This window comes from Mangrovimonas futianensis, assembly GCF_021245805.1.
Classification (GTDB): domain Bacteria; phylum Bacteroidota; class Bacteroidia; order Flavobacteriales; family Flavobacteriaceae; genus Mangrovimonas; species Mangrovimonas futianensis.
The window spans coordinates 1-221 of record NZ_JAJJNF010000109.1 but is presented as its reverse complement, the minus strand read 5'-3'; the positions used below and the strand labels follow the sequence as shown (position 1 = coordinate 221).

Sequence of the window (221 nt, the reverse complement as noted above, 5' to 3'; positions counted from 1 at the left end):
TTCCTTCACAGATGGTTACATCATCTCCTGCAGATACAACCAATTCTGGTGTCTCTGGTTGGGTCACTGTAACCGTTACTGAATCCGTGGAAGAACATTCGCCGGTTGTTACCGTTACCTCATAGGTCGTGGTTGCCGATGGACTCACCTCAATACTTTGGGTCGTTGCCCCGTTGCTCCACTGATAGCTCTCACCACCGGTTGCGGTCAACACAACGGTG

At 51.1% G+C, this 221-nt stretch carries 1 protein-coding gene; it reads right to left on the bottom strand.

Going from position 1 to position 221, the window contains the following annotated elements:
• Positions 1–221 (bottom strand): hypothetical protein (locus LOK78_RS16640; RefSeq protein ID WP_232635705.1); only part of this gene is annotated, 221 nt, incomplete at both ends.